The sequence below is a fragment of the Lysobacter sp. GX 14042 genome (assembly GCF_021390425.1).
Lineage (GTDB): Bacteria > Pseudomonadota > Gammaproteobacteria > Xanthomonadales > Xanthomonadaceae > Novilysobacter.
Map to the genome: position 1 here is coordinate 139449 of NZ_JAJUWY010000001.1, position 17918 is coordinate 157366.

Sequence of the window (17918 nt, forward strand, 5' to 3'; positions counted from 1 at the left end):
GAAACGAGTAAGGGCAAGAGCAAGGTGCCCCGCCGCTTTTACTCACTCCTCACTCCTCTTCACTCGTTTCCCGCCTTCACTCGTTCCTCTCAACTCGTTCCTCGCTTCTGGAAGCTCAGCTTCCCGCCCTCGGCACCCACCCGCACCACGTCGCCGGTGACGAAGCCGCCCTCCAGGATCTTCTGCGCCAGGGGGTTTTCCACCTGCTGCTGGATCGCGCGCTTGAGCGGGCGGGCGCCGTAGACCGGGTCGAAGCCGACGTTGGCCAGCAGGGCCAGCGCCTCGTCGGACAGTTCCAGTGACAGGCCGCGTTCGGCCAGGCGCTTTTCCAGGCCCTTGAGCTGGATGCGGGCGATCTGGCGGATCTGCGGTTTGGTCAGCGGGTGGAAAACGACGATGTCGTCCAGGCGGTTGATAAACTCGGGGCGGAAGTGGCCCTGGACCACGCCCATCACCGAGGCCTTCATCTGGGTGTAGGCCTCGGGGGAATCGTCGCCGGCCAGTTCCTGGATCAGCTGGCTGCCCAGGTTGGAGGTCATCACGATGACGGTGTTGCGGAAGTCCACCGTGCGGCCCTGGCCGTCGGTCAGGCGACCGTCGTCGAGCACCTGCAGCAGGATGTTGAACACGTCGGCGTGGGCCTTCTCGACCTCGTCGAGCAGGATCAGCGAGTACGGCCGGCGGCGCACCGCCTCGGTCAGGTAGCCGCCCTCCTCGTAGCCGACGTAACCGGGGGGCGCGCCGATCAGGCGGGCCACGGAGTGCTTCTCCATGAACTCGCTCATGTCGATGCGGATCATGGCGTCGGGGCTGTCGAACAGGAACTCGGCCAGCGCGCGCGACAGCTCGGTCTTGCCCACGCCGGTCGGGCCCAGGAACAGGAACGAGCCGGTCGGGCGGTTGGGGTCGGACAGCCCGGCGCGGGCACGACGGACCGCGTCGGAGACGACCTGGATCGCCTCATCCTGGCCGACCACGCGCTCGTGCAGCAGCGATTCCATGCGCAGCAGCTTCTCGCGCTCGCCCTCCAGCATCCGGCTGACCGGGATGCCGGTCCAGCGCGCGACCACCTCGGCGATCTCCTCCTCGGTCACCCGGTCCTGCACCAGGCGGAACTCCTGGCGCTCGGCCTGCTGGGCGGCCTCCAGCTGCTTCTCCAGCGCCGGCAGGCGGCCGTACTGGATCTCGCTCATCTTCGTGTAGTCCTGCTGGCGCCGGGCGGCATCCAGTTCCAGGTTCGCCTGCTCGATGTCCTCCTTGATCTTCGTCGCCCCCTGCAGCGCGGCCTTCTCGGACTTCCAGACTTCATTGAGGTCGGAGAACTCGCGCTCCAGTGCGTCGATCTCGGATTCCAGGTCCTCCAGGCGCTTCCTGGACGCGTCGTCGGTTTCCTTCTTCAGCATCTCGCGCTGGATCTTCAGCTGGATCAGCCGGCGCTCCAGGCGGTCGAGCTCCTCGGGCTTGGAGTCGATCTCCATGCGGATCCGGCTGGCGGCCTCGTCCATCAGGTCGATCGCCTTGTCCGGCAGCTGGCGGTCGGCGATGTAGCGGTTGGACAGCGTCGCGGCGGCGACGATCGCCGGGTCGGTGATCTCCACCCCGTGGTGGACCGCGTAGCGCTCCTTGAGCCCGCGCAGGATGGCGATGGTGTCCTCCACGCTGGGCTCGCCGACGAACACCTTCTGGAACCGGCGCTCCAGCGCGGCGTCCTTCTCGATGTACTGGCGGTACTCGTCCAGCGTGGTGGCGCCGATGCAGTGCAGCTCCCCGCGGGCCAGGGCCGGCTTGAGCATGTTGCCGGCATCCATCGAGCCCTCGCCCTTGCCGGCACCGACCATGGTGTGCAGCTCGTCGATGAACAGGATGATCCGGCCCTCGTTCTTTGCCAGATCGTTGAGCACGCCCTTCAGCCGCTCCTCGAACTCGCCGCGGTACTTGGCCCCGGCGATCAGCGCGCCCATGTCCAGGCTCAGCACCCGCTTGCCGCGCAGGCCCTCGGGCACCTCGTCCTTGATGATCCGCTGGGCCAGGCCCTCGGCGATCGCGGTCTTGCCCACGCCCGGCTCGCCGATCAGCACCGGGTTGTTCTTGGTCCGGCGCTGCAGCACCTGGATGGTGCGGCGGATCTCCTCGTCGCGGCCGATCACCGGGTCCAGCTTGCCGCTCTCGGCCCGTGCGGTGAGGTCGATGGTGTACTTCTCCAGCGCCTGGCGCTGGTCCTCGGCGGACTCGGACTGCACGCTCTCGCCGCCGCGCAGCCTGTCGATGGCGGCCTCGACCCGGGCCTTGTCGGCGCCGCCGGCCTTCAGCGCACGGGCGAGGTCGCCGCTGTCCTCCAGCGCCGCCAGCACGAACAGCTCGGTGGCGATGAAGGCATCGCCGCGCTGCTGGGCGAGCCGGTCGGTGACGTTGAGCAACCGGGCCAGGTCGTTGCCCACGCTCACGTTGCCGGCCTGGCCGGTGACCTTCGGCAGCCGCTCCAGGGCCTCGACCAGGCGCTCGCGCAGCACCGGCACGTTGACCCCGGCCTGCGACAGCAGCGGGGTGGTGCTGCCGCCGGACTGGTCCAGCAGGGCCAGCATCAGGTGCACCGGTTCGATCAGGGTGTGGTCGCGTCCCACGGCCAGCGACTGCGCGTCGGCCAGGGCCTGCTGGAAGCGCGAGGTGAGCTTGTCCATCCGCATGGCGGGATCCTCGGATCAGGGGCGGCGCGGGGCCGCGATGTTCCCCAGATGCGGTCCCGCCGCGGGCGCTTCAAGCCTGCGGGGTTCCGCACGCGGGGGCGCACGGGTCAGCGCGATGGTCACACCGGGGTACTCATAATCGCGTGCATGGCTTTGACGACCCCACTCCCCGGGCCCCCGCCGATCGGCGACGACTGGGCCCTGTTCCTGGATGTCGACGGCACCCTGCTGGGGTTCGCCGATCGTCCCGGAAAGGTGCACGTCCCGCCGGCGCTGCCCGGCGTGCTCGCGGCCCTGGCCGGGCGACTGGACGGCGCGCTGGCGCTGGTGAGCGGCCGACCGGTCGCGCAGCTCGACGCCTTGTTCGCCCCCCTGCGGCTGCCGGCGGCGGGGCTGCACGGGCTGGAACTGCGCACCGCGCACGACACCCGCCCCGCCCCGCCGCCCCCGGCCGCGCTGGCCGCCCTGCTGCGGCATGCCGCGCAGCTCGCCGCGGCCCATCCCGGGGCCCTGGTCGAGGACAAGGGGGCGACGCTGGCATTGCACTGGCGCGGCAATCCGGCGGCCGAGCCGTCGTTGCGCAAGCTGGCGCGCGAGGCGGTCGCCCACCTGCCCGGCTACCGGCTGCAGACCGGCGACCACGTACTGGAACTGCGCCCCGAAGGCGCCGACAAGGGCGCGGCAATCGCCACGATGCTGGAGCAGCCGCCGTTCCGCGGCCGACGGCCGGTGTTCGTCGGCGACGACCACACCGACGAGCATGGCTTCGAGCAGGTCGTCGCCCGCGGCGGACTGGCGGTCCTGGTCGGCGACCGCAGCCCCAGCATCGCCGGCCACCGGCTTGCCGGCCCGCTGGACGTCCACCGCTGGCTGGCCACCGCGACCCGCGATGCAGGAGCACACGCATGAGCCACACCCTGGACCTGGGCTTGGTCGGCAACGGCTCGGTCGCGATGCTGGTCGACCGCCACGCGCGCGTCAGCTGGGGCTGCATCCCGGCCTTCGACGGCGACCCCGCCTTCTGTGCCCTGCTGGAGCCGCGCGAGCACGAGGGCGGCGACTACGCCATCGAGCTGGAGGACTTCGCCGGCGCCGAGCAGGAATACGTGGAGAACACCGCGATCCTGCGCACCGTGCTGCGCGACACCCACGGCGCCGCGGTGGAGGTCACCGACTTCTGCCCGCGCTGGCGCCAGCACGAGCGCTGGTACCGGCCGGTGATGCTGCTGCGCCGGGTGCGGCCACTGGCGGGTACCCCGCGCATCCGCATCCGGGTGCGGCCACTGGCCGAGTGGGGCGCGCGCCGCCCCGAGACCACCTGGGGCAGCAACCACCTGCGCTACCTGCTGCCCGGCTTCACCCTGCGCCTGACCACCGACGCCCCGGTGCGGCTGGTCCGCGAGCAGACCGCCTTCGTGCTCGAGCGCGAACTGCACCTGGTGCTCGGCCCGGACGAGACCCTCACCGTGCCGGTCGCCGATTTCGTCCACCAGGCCGAGCAGCGTACCCGCGGCTACTGGCGCGAGTGGGTGCGCTCGCTGTCGATCCCGCTGGAATGGCAGGAAGCGGTGATCCGCAGCGCGATCACCCTGAAGCTGTGCCAGTACGACGAAACAGGCGCGATCATCGCCGCGGTCACCACCTCGATCCCCGAGGCCCCCGGTACCCAGCGCAACTGGGACTACCGCTACTGCTGGCTGCGCGATGCCGCCTTCGTGGTCCGCGCGCTCAACCGGCTGGGCGCGAGCCGGACCATGGAGCTGTACCTGGGCTACGTGTTCAACCTGGCCACCAACGAGGAAGGCGAACTGCAGCCGCTGTACGGCATCGGCCTGGAGGACGAGCTCACCGAGCAGGAGATGCCCGCGCTCGCCGGCTACCGCGGCATGGGCCCGGTGCGCCAGGGCAACCTGGCCTGGGTGCAGAAGCAGCACGACGTCTACGGCAGCGTGGTGCTGGCCTCAACCCAGCTGTTCTTCGACCACCGGCTGGCCAACCGCGGCGACCAGGCCACCTTCGAGCGCCTGGAGCAGGTCGGCGAGCGCGCCTGGGCGCTGTATGACCGTCCCGATGCCGGGCTGTGGGAGTTCCGCGGCCGCACCGGCGTGCACACCTACACCGCCGCGATGTGCTGGGCCGCCTGCGACCGGCTGGCGCGGATCGCCGTGCACCTGAGCCTGCCCGAGCGGGTGCGGACCTGGCGCGAGCGCGCCGACGCCATGCACGCCCGGATCCTGGCCGAGGGCTTCAGCGAGGCGGCCGGCCACTTCGTCGCCACCTTCGGCGGCGACCAGCTGGACGCCAGCCTGCTGCTGCTCGGCGACATCGGCTTCGTCGAGCCGACGGACCGGAAGTTCATCGCCACCGTCGAGGCCATCGGCCGCGACCTGCGGCGCGGCGACGGAATGTTCCGCTATGTCGCCCCCGACGATTTCGGCGTGCCCGAGACCAGCTTCACCATCTGCACCTTCTGGTACATCGAGGCCCTGGCCGCGATCGGCCGCAAGGAAGAGGCCCGGGCCCTGTTCGAGCGCATCCTGTCGCGCCGCAACCACCTGGGCCTGTTGTCGGAGGACCTGGCCTTCGAGGACGGCGAGGCCTGGGGCAACTTCCCGCAGGCGTATTCGCACGTGGGCCTGATCATGGCCGCATCCATGCTGAGCCGCCCGTGGCGGGATGCGATCTAGACTTCCCCTCACCCCGGCCCTCTCCCGCAGGCGGGAGAGGGGGAAAAAACATACGGAGTCCCCATGTCGCAACCGCTACGCATCGCCTTTGCCCAGTTCGATTTCCCGGTCGGCGCGGTGGACGGGAACGCCAGCCGGATCGTCGAGCTGATCGCCGAGGCCCGCGACGGCTTTGGCGCCGACCTCATCGCGTTCCCGGAACTGGCGCTCAGCGGCTATCCGCCCGAGGACCTGCTGCTGCGCCCGTCCTTCCTGCGCGACTGCCACCAGGCGATGGAACGGATCGCCTCGGCCGCCACCGGGATCACCGCCATCGTCGGCTGGCCCGAATCAATGGGGTCGGTGGTCTACAACTCGGCCAGCCTCCTTCGCGACGGCAGGATCGAACACACCTATCGCAAGCGCGAGCTGCCCAATTACGCGGTGTTCGACGAGCGGCGCTACTTCGAGCTCGACCCTGACGGCGGGGACTGCGTCTTCGAGCTCAACGGCATCCAGGTCGGGCTGCTGGTGTGCGAGGACCTGTGGTTCCGCGAGCCGCTGGCCAGCACCATCGCGGCCGGGGCGGAGCTGGTGGTCTCGATCCACGCCTCGCCGTTCGAGCGCGACAAGCGCGGGCGGCGCGACCAGCTGCTGGAGGACGTGACCCGCGCCCACGGGGTGCCGGTCGCCTACGTCAACTGCGTGGGTGGCCAGGACGCGGTGGTGTTCGACGGCGGCTCGCTGGTGGCCGACGGCGATGGCGCGGTGCACCCGGCCGGGGTGGCGTTCCAGGAACAGCTGCTGGTGGTCGACCATGACCCCGGCAGCCGCCGTTTCGCCCCGGTGCAGTGGGTCGACGACGGCGACGAGAGCCGCGATGCGATGGCCTGGCGGGCGGTGGTCTGCGGCATCCGCGACTACTGCCGCAAGAACGGCTTCGACAAGGTCTGGCTGGGGCTCTCCGGCGGGCTGGACTCCGCGGTGGTGCTGGCGCTGGCGGTCGACGCGATCGGTGCCGACAACGTCACCGCCGTGCGCCTGCCCTCGCGCTACACGGTCGGACTGTCCAACGACCTGGCCGCCGAGCAGTGCGCCGAGCAGGGCGTGCGGATGCTCACCCTGCCGATCGAAGGCCCGTTCCAGGCCTTCCTGGACACGCTGTCGGAATGCTTCGAGGGCCGGCCGGCCGACACCACCGAGGAGAACCTGCAGTCACGCATCCGCGGCGCGATGATGATGGCGCTGACCAACAAGTTCCACGGCCTGCTGCTGACCACCGGCAACAAGAGCGAGTACGCAGTCGGCTACGCCACCATCTACGGCGACATGGCCGGCGGCTACGCCCCGCTCAAGGACCTGTACAAGACCGAGGTCTACGAACTGGCGCGCTGGCGCAACACGGTGGGCGACCCGGTGATCCCGGTCGGGGTGATCGAGCGACCGCCGTCGGCCGAGCTGGCGCCGGACCAGCGCGACCAGGACTCGCTGCCGCCCTACGACGTGCTCGACGCGATCCTGCGCCGCCACATCGATGGCGAGCAGTCGGGCGGGGAAATCACCCGCGCCGGCTTCGATGCCGGCACCGTCGAACGGGTGTTGCGGCTGGTGCGGATCGGCGAATGGAAGCGGCACCAGGCCGCGCCGGGTCCGAAGGTCTCGCGCCGGGCGTTCGGGCGCGAGCGGCGCTACCCGATCACCAACGGGTACCGCGGGTAGGCCTCAGTAGCTCATGTCCAGCGCGGTCTTCTCCGAACCGACCGGATTGAGCTTGCGCCAGGTGCCCGGGTGGCGCGGCCAGTCGCCGCTCAGGTACGGGTGCGCCGGGTTGGTTTCCCGCAGCTGCTGGCGGGCGGTGCCGGCCAGGGCCTCGTTGCCCAGGCCGTCGTACGCCGCCGCCAGCAGGGCGATGGCGTCGTCGCGGTAGCGGCTCTGCGGGTAGCTCTCGAGCAGGTAGTTGGCCCGCTCGGTCGCCGCCACGAAGGCGGTACGGCGCAGGTAGTACAGGCCGGCCTCGACCTCGTGGCGGGCGAACACCTCGCGCAGCTCGCCCATGCGCTCGGCGGCGTCGGTGGCGTAGCGGCTGTTGGGGTAGCGCTCGGTGACGATCTCGAAATCGTTGTAGGCCTGGCGGTGGGTCGCCATGTCGCGGCGGCTCGGGTCCAGGCTCCAGACCCGCTGCAGGAACACCGTGTCGCGACTGGAGTTCACCAGCCCGCGCAGGTAGTACATGTACGCCGCGTGGCGGTGGGTCGGGTAGGTGCGCAGGAAGCGGTCGATGCTGCTGATCGCCTCCTCGTGCCGGCCGGCCTTGTACTGGGCGTAGGCGGTCTCGATCAGCGCCTGCTCGGTGTAGGGACCGTACGGGTACTGCGCGACCAGCCGGCGGTAGGCGGTGGCCGCCCCGCTCCAGTTGCCCCGGGTCATGGCCTGGTGGCCTTCCTCGTACAGGTCCTCGGCCGGCACGTTCTCCGGGGCCTCGCGGTCCTTCTTGAACATCGCGCAGCCGCTGGCGGCAAACGACACGATCAGGGCGAGCGCGACGAGGCGCAGCAATGCGGTGGGGCTTCGGGTCATGGGGTCGATCAAGGGCGCCGGGGCACGAAGGGCCGATAATAGCAGTCCCGCACCCCGCGTCCTTGAACATCCCCACATGCCCGCAGACGCCATCGAGCTCCGCGCCACCGTCCCCGACAGCGCCGCCGGCCGCCGCTTCGACGCCGTGCTGGCCGAGCTGTTCCCCGAGCACTCCCGTTCCCGGCTGGCCGGCTGGATCAAGTCCGGCCAGGCGCGGCTGGACGGGCGCGAGGTCCGCCCGCGCGAAACCCTCCACGGCGGCGAGCAGGTGACCGTCCAGGCCGAGGCGGAGGTCCGCACCGATGCCGGCGCGGAGGACATCCCGCTGTCGATCCTGTACGAGGACGCACACGTGATCGTGGTCGACAAGCCGGCCGGGCTGGTGGTCCACCCCGGCGCCGGCAACCCGACCGGCACCCTGGTCAACGCCCTGCTGCACCACGACCCGGGCCTTGAGGCGCTGCCGCGCGCGGGCATCGTCCACCGGCTCGACAAGGACACCTCCGGGGTGATGGTGGTCACCCGCAGCCCGCAGGCGCACGCCGCGCTGAGCGACCAGCTGTCCTCGCGCGAGGTCCACCGGCAGTACCTGGCGGTGGTGGTCGGCGCGCTGGTCGCCGGCGGCACCGCCGATGCGCCGATCGACCGCCACCCGCGCGACCGGCTGCGCATGGCGGTGCGCGGCGACGGCCGCGAGGCGGTGACCCACTTCCGCCTGCGCGAACGCTTCCGCATCCACACCCTGCTGGAGTGCCGGCTGGAGACCGGGCGCACGCACCAGATCCGGGTCCACATGGCGCACCTGAAGCACCCGATCGTCGGCGATCCGGTCTACGGCGGCCCGCTGAAGCTGCCACGCGGGGCCGATCCGGCACTGGTCGAGGCGCTACGCGGCTTCCGCCGCCAGGCGCTGCACGCCGAAGTCTTGGAGTTCGTCCATCCGGCCACCGGCGAGCCGCTGCGCTGCCAGGCCCCGGTGCCGACGGACATGCAGGCGCTGGTCGAGTTGCTGCGCGAGGACGAGCGCGCCCACGCCCAGGGCCGCTGACATGCACCCCGCGCTGCTGGCGGCCGACTGGCCGGCACCCGCACGGATCCGGGGCGTGGTCACCCTGCGCCGGGGTGCGGGCGTCTCGGCGGCCCCGTTCGACCGCTTCAACCTGGGTTCGCGTTGCGGTGACGACCCCGCCGCGGTGGCCGCCAACCGCGCCGCGCTGGCGCGCATCGCCGGGCTGCCGGCCCCACCCGCCTGGCTGCGCCAGGTGCACGGCAGCGGGGTGGTACGCATCGATCGATCGCCCGCACCCGGTGCGCGCGAGCCGGAGGCCGACGCCGCGGTGACCGGCACGCCCGGCGTGGTGCTGGCGATCCTGACCGCCGACTGCCTGCCGGTGCTGCTGTGCGATCGCGACGGCAGCCGGATCGGCGCCGCCCACGCCGGCTGGCGCGGACTGGCCGCCGGCGTGCTGGAGGCCACCGTCGCGGCCATGCAGGTTCCCCCTGCGCGCCTGATCGCCTGGCTCGGCCCGGCCGCCGGGCCGGCGCATTACGAGATCGGCGCCGAGGTGCGCGAGGCCTTTACCGACCATGATCCGGCCGCGGCCAGCGCCTTCCGCGCCACCCGTCCGGGCCACTGGCGGGTTGACCTGTACGCCCTGGCCCGCCAGCGGCTGCAGGCCGCGGGCCTGGCGGCCGCGGACCTCCACGGCGGCGGTCTGTGCACGATCGGCGATCCGGGCCGGTTCTTCTCCCACCGGCGCGACGGCCGCGGCGGCCGCCTGGCCACGCTGGCGTGGATCCGTCCCAGGGCGCGGCTTGATCGGGACCGGCCCAGCCCGCATCTGTGGGGCTGGCCCCCATCGCGAGATCCCATGAGCCTGCAGCAGACCCTCGACGCCGTTCCCGGCGTGCACGCCCGCCCCGCCGAAACCACCGGCTTCGTGTTCAACCACACGATGCTGCGGGTGAAGGACATCACCCGCTCGCTGGACTTCTACACCCGCGTGCTGGGCTACAGCCTGGTCGACGTGCGCGAATTCCCCGAGGCGCAGTTCAGCCTCTACTTCCTGGCCTACGTGGACGACACCGCCGCACTGCCAGAGGAGCCCCGCGCGCGCCGCGAATGGCTGGCCCGCCAGCAGGGCGTGCTCGAACTGACCCACAACCACGGCACCGAGAACGACGCGGAGTTCGCCTACCACGACGGCAACAGCGACCCGCGCGGCTTCGGCCACCTGTGCGTCTCGGTACCCGACGTGGTCGCCGCCTGCGCGCGCTTCGAGCAGCTCGGCGTGCCGTTCCAGAAGCGGCTGAGCGACGGGCGGATGAAGTCCCTGGCCTTCATCAAGGACCCCGACGGCTACTGGGTCGAGATCATCCAGCCCACCCCGCTCCCGTAGCTGGCGTAGGGTTACGCCGCGCGCAACGCATCCAGGAATTCGTTGCGCCAGCGGGTGATGTCGTAATCGCGCAGCCGGGCCATCATCGGCTGCCAGCGCTGGCGGCGTTCCTCCAGCGGCATCGCCGCGGCGCGGGCGATCGCGGCCGCCACCCCGTCCAGGTCGTAGGGGTTCACCAGCAGGGCGCCGTCCATTTCCCGGGCGGCGCCGGCGAACAGCGACAGCACCAGCACGCCCGGGTCCTCCGGGTCCTGGGCCGCCACGTACTCCTTGGCGACCAGGTTCATGCCGTCGCGCAAGGGCGTCACCAGCCCCACCCGCGCCTGGCGGTAGAAGCCGGTCAGGGTGGCGTGGGGGTAGTTGCGGTTGACGTAGCGCATCGGCGTCCAGTCCGCGTCTGCCCAGCTGCCGTTGACGTGGCCGGCCAGTTGCTCGAGCTCGGCCCGCAGCTCCTGGTATTCCGGCACCCCACCGCGCGAGACCGGGGCGATCTGCAGGAAGGTCAGCCGGTCGCGCTGGTCCGGGTACTCCTGCAGGTAGCGCTCGAACGCGCGGAAGCGCTCGGGCAGTCCCTTGGAGTAATCCAGCCGGTCCACGCCGATCGCCAGCTGGCGGTGGCCCAGGCTCTCCGACAGGCGCCTGGAACTGCCGCGGTCCACCGAGGCCTCGGCCAACTGGCTGATGTGCGCGGTGTCGATGCTGATCGGGAAGGCCCCGGCCTTCAGCCGGTGCCCGCTTGCGGTCTCCAGCAACCCGGTGTCGATCACCCGGCCGCGCCCGAACAGTCGCACGTAGTCCTGGAACCGCTCCAGGTCACGCACCGTCTGGAAACCCACCAGGTCGTGCGAGGACAGGCCCTCGAACAGCTCCTCGTGGTGCGGCAGCCCCGCCAGCAGGTCCGATGACGGCATCGGCACATGGAGGAAGAAGCCCAGCTTGCAGCGCACGCCGGCCTGGCGCAGCAGCCGCGCCAGCGGAATCAGGTGGTAGTCGTGGATCCAGACGATGTCATCGTCGCGCAGCCGCGGAGCGAGGGTGCGGGCGAAGCGCTCGTTGACCCGCCGGTAGCCCCGGTAGCTGCCGCGGTCGTAGTCGACCAGGTCCAGCCGGAAATGCAGCAGCGGCCACAGCGCGCGGTTGGCGAAGCCGTTGTAGTACTCGTCGTGGTCCTGTTGCGACAGGTCCACGGTGAGATAGTCGATGTGCCGGCCGCCCGCGACCTCAAGCCGGTGTTCGTGGAGCACCCCGCAGTCCCCGGCGCCGACCTGCCCGCTCCACCCGAACCACACCCCGCCGGTTTCTTCCAGCGCCGCCTGCAGGGCGACCATCAGGCCACCGGAACCGGGCTGGCCGGGTTGCGGGACGCGGTTGGACACGACGACCAGCCTGGACACGGTACGGCTCCTCGGCAGCGGACGCGCCCCGCCGGGATGCCGGGGCGTCGGCCCGGCACGCATTGGCCGGACAGCACGACAGCATGGACGGCGGCCCGTATCGCGCCCGTGAACGGGCCGGCCCTCCATGAAAAAGGCCGCCCGGGGGCGGCCTCTTCCTTGCAGCGCGTGCGCCGGGATCAGCCCAGGCGCCTGGCGATTGCCTCGCCCAGGTCGCCCGGCGACTTCACCGTGGTGACGCCGGCCTTCTCCAGGGCCTCGAACTTGCCCTCGGCGGTGCCGGAGCCGCCGGAGGCGATCGCCCCCGCGTGGCCCATGCGCTTGCCCTTCGGCGCGCTGGCGCCGGCAATGAAGCCGACCACCGGCTTGGTCACGTATTCGGCGATGAACCCGGCCGCCTCTTCCTCGGCACTGCCGCCGATCTCGCCGACCATGATGATGCCCTCGGTCTGCTCGTCGTCCTGGAACAGCTTGAGCGCGTCGATGAAGCTGGTGCCGTGGATCGGATCGCCGCCGATGCCGATGACGGTCGACTGGCCCAGGCCGGCGGCGGTGGTCTGCTTGACCGCCTCGTAGGTCAGCGTGCCCGAACGCGACACGATGCCGACCTTGCCCGGCTGGTGGATGTGGCCCGGCATGATGCCGATCTTGCACTCGCCCGGGGTGATCACGCCGGGGCAGTTCGGGCCGATCAGGACCACGTCGTCGTAGTCGCGCAGCACGTTCTTGACCCGCAGCATGTCCAGCACCGGGATGCCCTCGGTGATGCAGACGATGACGGTGATGCCGGCATCGGCGGCCTCGAGGATCGCATCGGCGGCGAACGGTGGCGGCACGTAGATGACCGAGGCGTTGGCGCCGGTCTGGTCGACCGCGTCGGCGACGGTGTTGAACACCGGCAGGCCCAGGTGCTCGGTACCGCCCTTGCCCGGGGTCACGCCACCGACGACCCGGGTGCCGTATTCGAGCATCTGCTCGGCGTGGAAGGTGCCCTGCGAGCCGGTGAAGCCCTGCACGATCACCTTGGTGTCTTTGTTGATCAATACGCTCATTGGATTTCCTATGCTCAGGCAGCGACGGCTGCGACCGCCTTGCGGGCGCCATCGTTGATGTCGTCGGCGGGGGTGATGGCCAAGCCGGAGTTCTTCAGCAGCTCCTTGCCCTTCTCCACGTTGGTCCCCTCCAGGCGCACGATCACCGGCACCTTGACGTCGACTTCCTTGACCGCGGCGATGATGCCCTCGGCGATCATGTCGCAGCGCACGATGCCGCCGAAGATGTTGACGAAGATCGCCTCCACCTTGTCGCTCGACAGAATCAGCTTGAAGGCCTCGGTCACGCGCTCCTTGGTCGCGCCGCCGCCGACGTCGAGGAAGTTCGCCGGCTCGCCGCCATTGAGCTTGATCACGTCCATGGTCGCCATGGCCAGGCCGGCGCCGTTGACCATGCAGCCGATGTTGCCGTCCATGGTCACGTAGTTCAGGTCGTGCTGGCTGGCCTTGACCTCGGTCTCGTCCTCCTGGCGGATGTCGCGCATGGCGACCAGCTCCGGGTGGCGGAAGGCGGCGTTGTCGTCGGAGTCGACCTTGCCGTCGAGCACCGCCAGGTTGCCGTCGGTGAGGATCGCCAGCGGGTTGAGTTCGACCAGCGCCAGGTCCTTCTCGTGGAACAGCTTGAACAAGCCCAGCATGATCCTGGCCAACTGGTTGGCCTGCTTCGCGGTCAGCCCCAGATCGAAGCCCAGCGCGCGGCACTGGTAGGCCTGCAGGCCCTCGACGTAGTTGACGTGGATGGACTTGATGGCCTCCGGGTTCTCGGCGGCGACCTGCTCGATGTCCATGCCGCCCTCGGCCGAGGCGATGAAGGTGACCGACTGCGTGCTGCGGTCGACCAGCACCGACAGGTACAGCTCCTTGTCGATGTCGGTGCCTTCGGAGATCAGCACGGTGTCGATCGGCAGCTCGACGCCGGCGGTCTGGTAGGTCGCCATCTTCGTGCCGAGCATCGCGGCGGCGTACTGCTTCACCTCGTCGAAGGTCTTCGCCAGCTTGACGCCGCCGGCCTTGCCGCGGCCACCGGCGTGGATCTGCGCCTTGACCACCCACAGGTCACCGGGGATGGACTTGGCGGCCTCGACGGCCTCTTCGGGGGTACGGGCGATCCGCCCGGCCGGCACGGCGATGCCGTACTCGGCAAACAGCTGCTTTGCCTGGTATTCGTGGAAGTTCATGCGTCACCGACAGGTGTGGAGGACGTCCCACGCGGAAAGCGGCCAGCAAGCGGCCCGGCGCGAGGGGGCCCGCTATTGTCGCCGATCGGCGGGAAGCGGGCAAAACGCGCCATACTCGGCAAGGGGGAGACACGGGGATCCACGCTTGCCGACCACGCCAGCCAGAGCCCGACGGGGAGCCGAGCACGCCCTGCGGCGCGAGCTTTACTTCTACAGCCTGTACCGCCTGCTCGAGGCCTCGATCCTGATCCTGGTGGTGTTCGGGCCGGTCGCCGAGCTGTTCGGCCCGGCCCGCCACGAGGTCGCCGCGCGCACCATCGCGGCCACCTTCGCGATCCTCGCGGTGGTCCTGTTCGCCTTCCACCGCCGCGGCGAGTTGCGCCTGCACGCACTGCTGGGGGTCGGCTGCGACCTGGTGTTCGGACTGCTGGCGATCCACGCGATCCCGGCCGCCGGCACCGGCATTGCGCTGATGCTGCTGTTCAACGTCGGCTCGGCGGCGTTGCTGCTGCCCGCCCGGCTGGGGGCGACGGTCGCCATCGTGGCGGTCGCCGGTCTGCTGGGCGAACACCTGTGGAGCACCGTGTTCGACGGCAGCACCCGGCACCACGGCGAACCGCTGATGTTCTCGCTGGCCTTCCTTGCCCTGGCCACGGTGACCAGCGTGCTCGGCCGGCAGATGCGCGACAGCTACGCGCTGGCCGCGCACCACGGCGAGCAGGCCGCGCACCTGGTGGAGGTCAACGACCTGATCATCCGCCGCCTGCGCACCGGCGTGCTGCTGGTGGACGGCCGCAACCGGGTCAACGTGTCCAACGAGGCGGCCAGCGCGCTGCTGGGCGACCGCGTCGACGGCGAGCATGACCTCACCCTGCTCCTGCCCGAGCTCGCCCGCCGCCTGGCGGTCTGGCGCGAGACCGGGCTGGCCGACGAGACCCCGCTGCGGATCGCCAGCGACGCCCCGGAAGTGGTCCCCCGCTTCGCCCGGCTGCTGGCCGGCAGCGACCAGACCCTGGTGTTCCTGGACGATACCGCGGTGGTCTCGCGCAAGGCCGAGTCGATGACCCTGGCCACCCTGGGCCGGTTCTCCGCCAGCCTCGCCCACGAGATCCGCAACCCGCTGGCGGCGATCAACTATGCCGTGCAGCTGCTGCAGGAATCCGAGGACATCCACGCCGCCGACCGCCGCCTGCTGGAGATCATCCACCAGCAGGGCAAGCGGATGAACGGCATCGTCGACAACGTCCTCGGCCTTGCCCGCCGCGAACCGGCCAAGCCCGAGTACGTCGAGCTGGCCGCCTTCGCCCGCCGCTTCGTCGAGGAATACCGCAGCAGCCACCCGCTGGAGCAGGACGACCTGGCCACCACCTCGAGCGAACCGCGCCTGGCCGCGCTGGTCGACCCGCGCCAGCTGCACCAGGTGCTGACCGTCCTGGTCCACAACGCCCTGACCTACGGGCGCATGCCCGGCGAACCCGCCCGGGTGACCCTGCACGTGCACCGCGACACCCGCGGCACCCCGTTGCTGGACGTGCGCGACCGCGGCCCCGGCATCCCCGAAGGCGCCGCCCGGCAGCTGTTCCACCCCTTCTTCACCACCTCCGAGCACGGCACCGGCCTGGGCCTGTACATCGCCCGCGAGCTGTCACGCGCAAACCAGGCCTCACTCGACTACGTAGGCCTCCCCGGCGGCGGCAGCTGCTTCAGGCTGCGCCTGGCCCCGGGGCGAACAACCCCGTAGCCCGCTGGCAGTACACCGTCCCGGGCGTGGCATTCCGGTGGGTCCGCATCCTTGCCTGACTCCAACCGCGCCATCCAGGCGTCAGCTTCCCCAGCCGTTACATGCAGACCGGTGCGCTGGTAGTCCTCCCAGGCCTTGGAAGCCGTCACACGCGACGCTTCGCGCCGCTCTTCGCGATCCACATATTGCTCGACCGCCTCCAGCATCAGCCAATGGGAAGAACGTTGGCGCGCCTGGGCAAGTCGCTGGACCCGGGCCTTCAGCACCGCACGGCCATCGTCCATGCCGGCGGCGAGCACGGTTGGCAGCAGTGCACACACGCCACGAAGATTACGCGCCGGGCAGAAGGCGAATCGAGTCGATGATCGCGTCCCATAGCTCCAGGGCTTCCTCATCATCTTCGAAGGGCGGCTCGTACGGATTATCGTCATCGACAACCGGTTGGCCGAAAACCTGCATTTCTGCCAGCAGATAGGGCTCCGTTACCGACACTGCCTTGCCGGGAGCTTCCCAGGCGAACGTGTAGATCCGCTGACCACTTTCGGTAGAAGCCATCGAATACTCGCCGCCGGAAACTCCGCCGGGACTGCGCTTGCCCTTGCGCAGGCGCGTGGCGCCCTGGGCGACCAGGATCGCCTCCGACAACATGCCACGATCCAGCAGTGTCTCCTTGTCAACCTCGGCCTGGGTGCTGCTGAGCAGGCTGAGTACCATGCCCGGGTACTCCGGCAGCCGGACCGAGACGTCCATCATTTCCGAGCGGAAGCCGGTGCCCGCAATCCAGCCCCCGTCCACGCAGAAGCCGGGCGCACCCGGAACGTCTTCGGGCTCCAGCCCCTGAAGTCCACCCGCGATCCCCCGCAACAGGGCGTCCGCGCGCTTCTCAAGCGACGCACTGACTCCGCCGCTATACCGGTACGCGCGCCAGGGATCATCTGTCATGAAGAATGCGTCCGCCCACAGCATGTCTTCCTCATCCGGCCACTCCCAGGACATCAGGGTCTGCCCGCCGGCTGGATAAACAACCCGGTCGATGAGCATGCTGCGACCGGTGGCGTGTTGCTGTTCCTCAAGCTCTTTCGTTCGACCCTCGATCCGGCGCTCAAGCTGTCCTGCAGAGTCCGGCAAGCGCTCGAACAGGTCACCTTCAATGCGGTAGACCTCTGTCACATCAGCAGAGCGAGGCAACTCGATTGAAAGCCGGCCGAAACAGTGTCGTCGCCAATTTTCACGTTCCATAGCTTCCACATTTCCTTGTGTACAGCCGGCAAGCAGGATCAATGCGATCAGCAGGAATGCCAATCTGGTAGCGGTCACCTTCGCCAGCAGGCAGGACTCCACCTCCCAAAACGTCTGTGCGGGTGCCACGCCCGACAAAGCGCGGCGGAACTCCCTCGTGCCAGCGGCACGCACGCGCGTGCCGGTCACCGTACCTATGCCACTCACATCAGCCTCCATGCCAGGTCGTGCTGCACTCGCTATTTCATATATTCGGTGTACTGATATCGACCCGGGAGCATGCCAACGCCATCGTCCACTTCCTTGGCGATCCCGAGGGCCCTCAGTTGGGCGTCCAGCAGATCCTGACGGGCCGCGATGCCATAGCCCAGGGTTGTTTCTATCGTTATCTTCTTTCCGGGAAGAACGTGCACTATCGCCGTAGTGGCGCCTTTTGGCCAAGGCTGCTCCACCTGGGCCTGCACTTCATACGGTTCGCCAAGTGCCGGAGTGATAACCACCGGAAGAGTGTGCTTCGCGGAGTCCATCGCCATGCAACAGCTACTCCCTCCGCCGGTCACCGCACCGGGGCGGACCGCCTCGTACGCCGTCCCCGCGAGCTCTCCCTGCACCCGCACCTCGACAATCGCCTCATCCGAGTAATTGAACACAACGCCAGTCAGCCCATCCACCTTGTGCCCCGCCCCTGATTGGCTGCAAGCGGAAGCTGTCCACGCCAGACCGCAAGACAGGGCCATCACCACCCACAAACATCTCAAGACGGGCCCCTCATTCCGGCGCCAGGCTCCGCAAAGGTGCGAGGCCGCAGTAAAGCCTTAGCCACCGTCACCGAAAGTCGATCGGCCAACATCGGAACTCCGGCTCCATCCCTTCCACCCGGAGGTCCGCCTTGGCAGTGCAGTTCCAGCAACCGCGCGCCCTTGCGGATCGCCGCAATCGCCCTCCACGCGGAACGTTGGCGCGCCTGGGCAAGTCGCTGGACCCGGAC

The 17918-nt window shown here is 69.8% G+C and carries 13 protein-coding genes and 2 pseudogenes; 7 read left to right on the forward strand and 8 right to left on the reverse strand.

The genetic code is table 11. The features are described from left to right. Positions 1-89 precede the first annotated feature (89 nt). Positions 90-2684, reverse strand: a complete 2595-nt coding sequence (gene clpB / locus LY625_RS00670; protein WP_233737080.1) for an ATP-dependent chaperone ClpB — start codon at positions 2682-2684, stop codon at positions 90-92. A 147-nt stretch (positions 2685-2831) separates the two neighbouring features. On the opposite strand from clpB, the gene otsB reads away from it, so the two are divergent. The 3 genes from otsB to LY625_RS00685 all read left to right on the forward strand — a co-directional run bounded on the left by otsB (position 2832) and on the right by LY625_RS00685 (position 7069). After that, positions 2832-3593 (forward strand): trehalose-phosphatase, encoded by a 762-nt coding sequence (gene otsB, locus LY625_RS00675; RefSeq protein ID WP_233737081.1) that lies wholly within the window; start codon positions 2832-2834, stop codon positions 3591-3593. Further along, on the forward strand, positions 3590-5371 hold the full coding sequence (locus tag LY625_RS00680; RefSeq protein WP_233737082.1) for a glycoside hydrolase family 15 protein: 1782 nt from the start codon (positions 3590-3592) through the stop codon (positions 5369-5371). Before otsB ends, LY625_RS00680 begins: the two co-directional genes overlap by 4 nt. A 63-nt stretch (positions 5372-5434) precedes the next feature. Then, entirely contained in the window at positions 5435-7069 is a 1635-nt protein-coding gene (locus tag LY625_RS00685) for an NAD+ synthase (RefSeq protein ID WP_233737083.1), read from the forward strand. Positions 7070-7072: 3 nt separating this feature from the next. On the opposite strand, the gene LY625_RS00690 is transcribed toward LY625_RS00685, so the two are convergent. Beyond that, entirely contained in the window at positions 7073-7927 is an 855-nt protein-coding gene (locus LY625_RS00690) for an outer membrane protein assembly factor BamD (protein WP_233737084.1), read from the reverse strand. A gap of 76 nt (positions 7928-8003) precedes the next feature. Between LY625_RS00690 and rluD the strand changes: the two genes are divergently transcribed. The 3 genes and pseudogenes from rluD to gloA all read left to right on the forward strand — a co-directional run bounded on the left by rluD (position 8004) and on the right by gloA (position 10326). After that, on the forward strand, positions 8004-8975 hold the full coding sequence (gene rluD, locus LY625_RS00695) for a 23S rRNA pseudouridine(1911/1915/1917) synthase RluD (RefSeq protein ID WP_233737085.1): 972 nt from the start codon (positions 8004-8006) through the stop codon (positions 8973-8975). Between the two features lies 1 nt (position 8976). Further along, a pseudogene (pgeF, locus tag LY625_RS00700) lies at positions 8977-9732 on the forward strand (peptidoglycan editing factor PgeF); the annotation flags it as partial. 66 nt (positions 9733-9798) lie between these two features. Beyond that, positions 9799-10326 (forward strand): lactoylglutathione lyase, encoded by a 528-nt coding sequence (gene gloA / locus LY625_RS00705; RefSeq protein WP_233737545.1) that lies wholly within the window; start codon positions 9799-9801, stop codon positions 10324-10326. Positions 10327-10337: 11 nt separating this feature from the next. Here gloA and otsA read toward each other — a convergent pair whose 3' ends face one another. From otsA to sucC, 3 genes are all read right to left on the reverse strand, one after another. Next, positions 10338-11720 (reverse strand): alpha,alpha-trehalose-phosphate synthase (UDP-forming), encoded by a 1383-nt coding sequence (otsA, locus tag LY625_RS00710; RefSeq protein WP_233737086.1) that lies wholly within the window; start codon positions 11718-11720, stop codon positions 10338-10340. A 179-nt stretch (positions 11721-11899) separates the two neighbouring features. Further along, entirely contained in the window at positions 11900-12772 is an 873-nt protein-coding gene (gene sucD, locus LY625_RS00715) for a succinate--CoA ligase subunit alpha (protein WP_233737087.1), read from the reverse strand. 14 nt (positions 12773-12786) lie between these two features. After that, positions 12787-13950: an ADP-forming succinate--CoA ligase subunit beta gene (gene sucC, locus LY625_RS00720; protein WP_233737088.1), complete on the reverse strand. Its 1164-nt coding sequence runs from the start codon at positions 13948-13950 to the stop codon at positions 12787-12789. Here sucC and LY625_RS00725 point away from each other — a divergent pair. Next, complete coding sequence (locus LY625_RS00725; protein WP_233737089.1) at positions 13901-15691, forward strand: ATP-binding protein; 1791 nt, start codon at positions 13901-13903, stop codon at positions 15689-15691. The two genes, sucC and LY625_RS00725, sit on opposite strands and share 50 nt — an antisense overlap. Positions 15692-15846: 155 nt before the next feature. Here the strand turns inward: LY625_RS00725 and LY625_RS13455 are convergent. The 3 genes and pseudogenes from LY625_RS13455 to LY625_RS00740 form a co-directional block, all read right to left on the reverse strand. After that, positions 15847-15975 (reverse strand): annotated as a pseudogene (locus LY625_RS13455) (ribbon-helix-helix protein, CopG family); the annotation flags it as partial. Between the two features lie 46 nt (positions 15976-16021). Next, on the reverse strand, positions 16022-17149 hold the full coding sequence (locus LY625_RS00735; RefSeq protein WP_233737090.1) for a T6SS immunity protein Tli4 family protein: 1128 nt from the start codon (positions 17147-17149) through the stop codon (positions 16022-16024). A gap of 20 nt (positions 17150-17169) precedes the next feature. Beyond that, on the reverse strand, positions 17170-17463 hold the full coding sequence (locus LY625_RS00740; RefSeq protein ID WP_233737091.1) for a hypothetical protein: 294 nt from the start codon (positions 17461-17463) through the stop codon (positions 17170-17172). Positions 17464-17918: the final 455 nt, after the last annotated feature.

Bases quoted from the DNA above. Each gene is read 5' to 3' on its own strand.
- clpB (WP_233737080.1), bottom strand. From the start codon at position 2,684: ATGCGGATGGACAAGCTCACCTCGCGCTTCCAGCAGGCCCTGGCCGAC.
- otsB (WP_233737081.1), top strand. From the start codon at position 2,832: ATGGCTTTGACGACCCCACTCCCCGGGCCCCCGCCGATCGGCGACGAC.
- LY625_RS00680 (WP_233737082.1), top strand. From the start codon at position 3,590: ATGAGCCACACCCTGGACCTGGGCTTGGTCGGCAACGGCTCGGTCGCG.
- LY625_RS00685 (WP_233737083.1), top strand. From the start codon at position 5,435: ATGTCGCAACCGCTACGCATCGCCTTTGCCCAGTTCGATTTCCCGGTC.
- LY625_RS00690 (WP_233737084.1), bottom strand. From the start codon at position 7,927: ATGACCCGAAGCCCCACCGCATTGCTGCGCCTCGTCGCGCTCGCCCTG.
- rluD (WP_233737085.1), top strand. From the start codon at position 8,004: ATGCCCGCAGACGCCATCGAGCTCCGCGCCACCGTCCCCGACAGCGCC.
- gloA (WP_233737545.1), top strand. From the start codon at position 9,799: ATGAGCCTGCAGCAGACCCTCGACGCCGTTCCCGGCGTGCACGCCCGC.
- sucD (WP_233737087.1), bottom strand. From the start codon at position 12,772: ATGAGCGTATTGATCAACAAAGACACCAAGGTGATCGTGCAGGGCTTC.
- LY625_RS00725 (WP_233737089.1), top strand. From the start codon at position 13,901: ATGCCGTACTCGGCAAACAGCTGCTTTGCCTGGTATTCGTGGAAGTTC.
- sucC (WP_233737088.1), bottom strand. From the start codon at position 13,950: ATGAACTTCCACGAATACCAGGCAAAGCAGCTGTTTGCCGAGTACGGC.
- LY625_RS00735 (WP_233737090.1), bottom strand. From the start codon at position 17,149: ATGGAGGCTGATGTGAGTGGCATAGGTACGGTGACCGGCACGCGCGTG.
- LY625_RS00740 (WP_233737091.1), bottom strand. From the start codon at position 17,463: ATGGCGATGGACTCCGCGAAGCACACTCTTCCGGTGGTTATCACTCCG.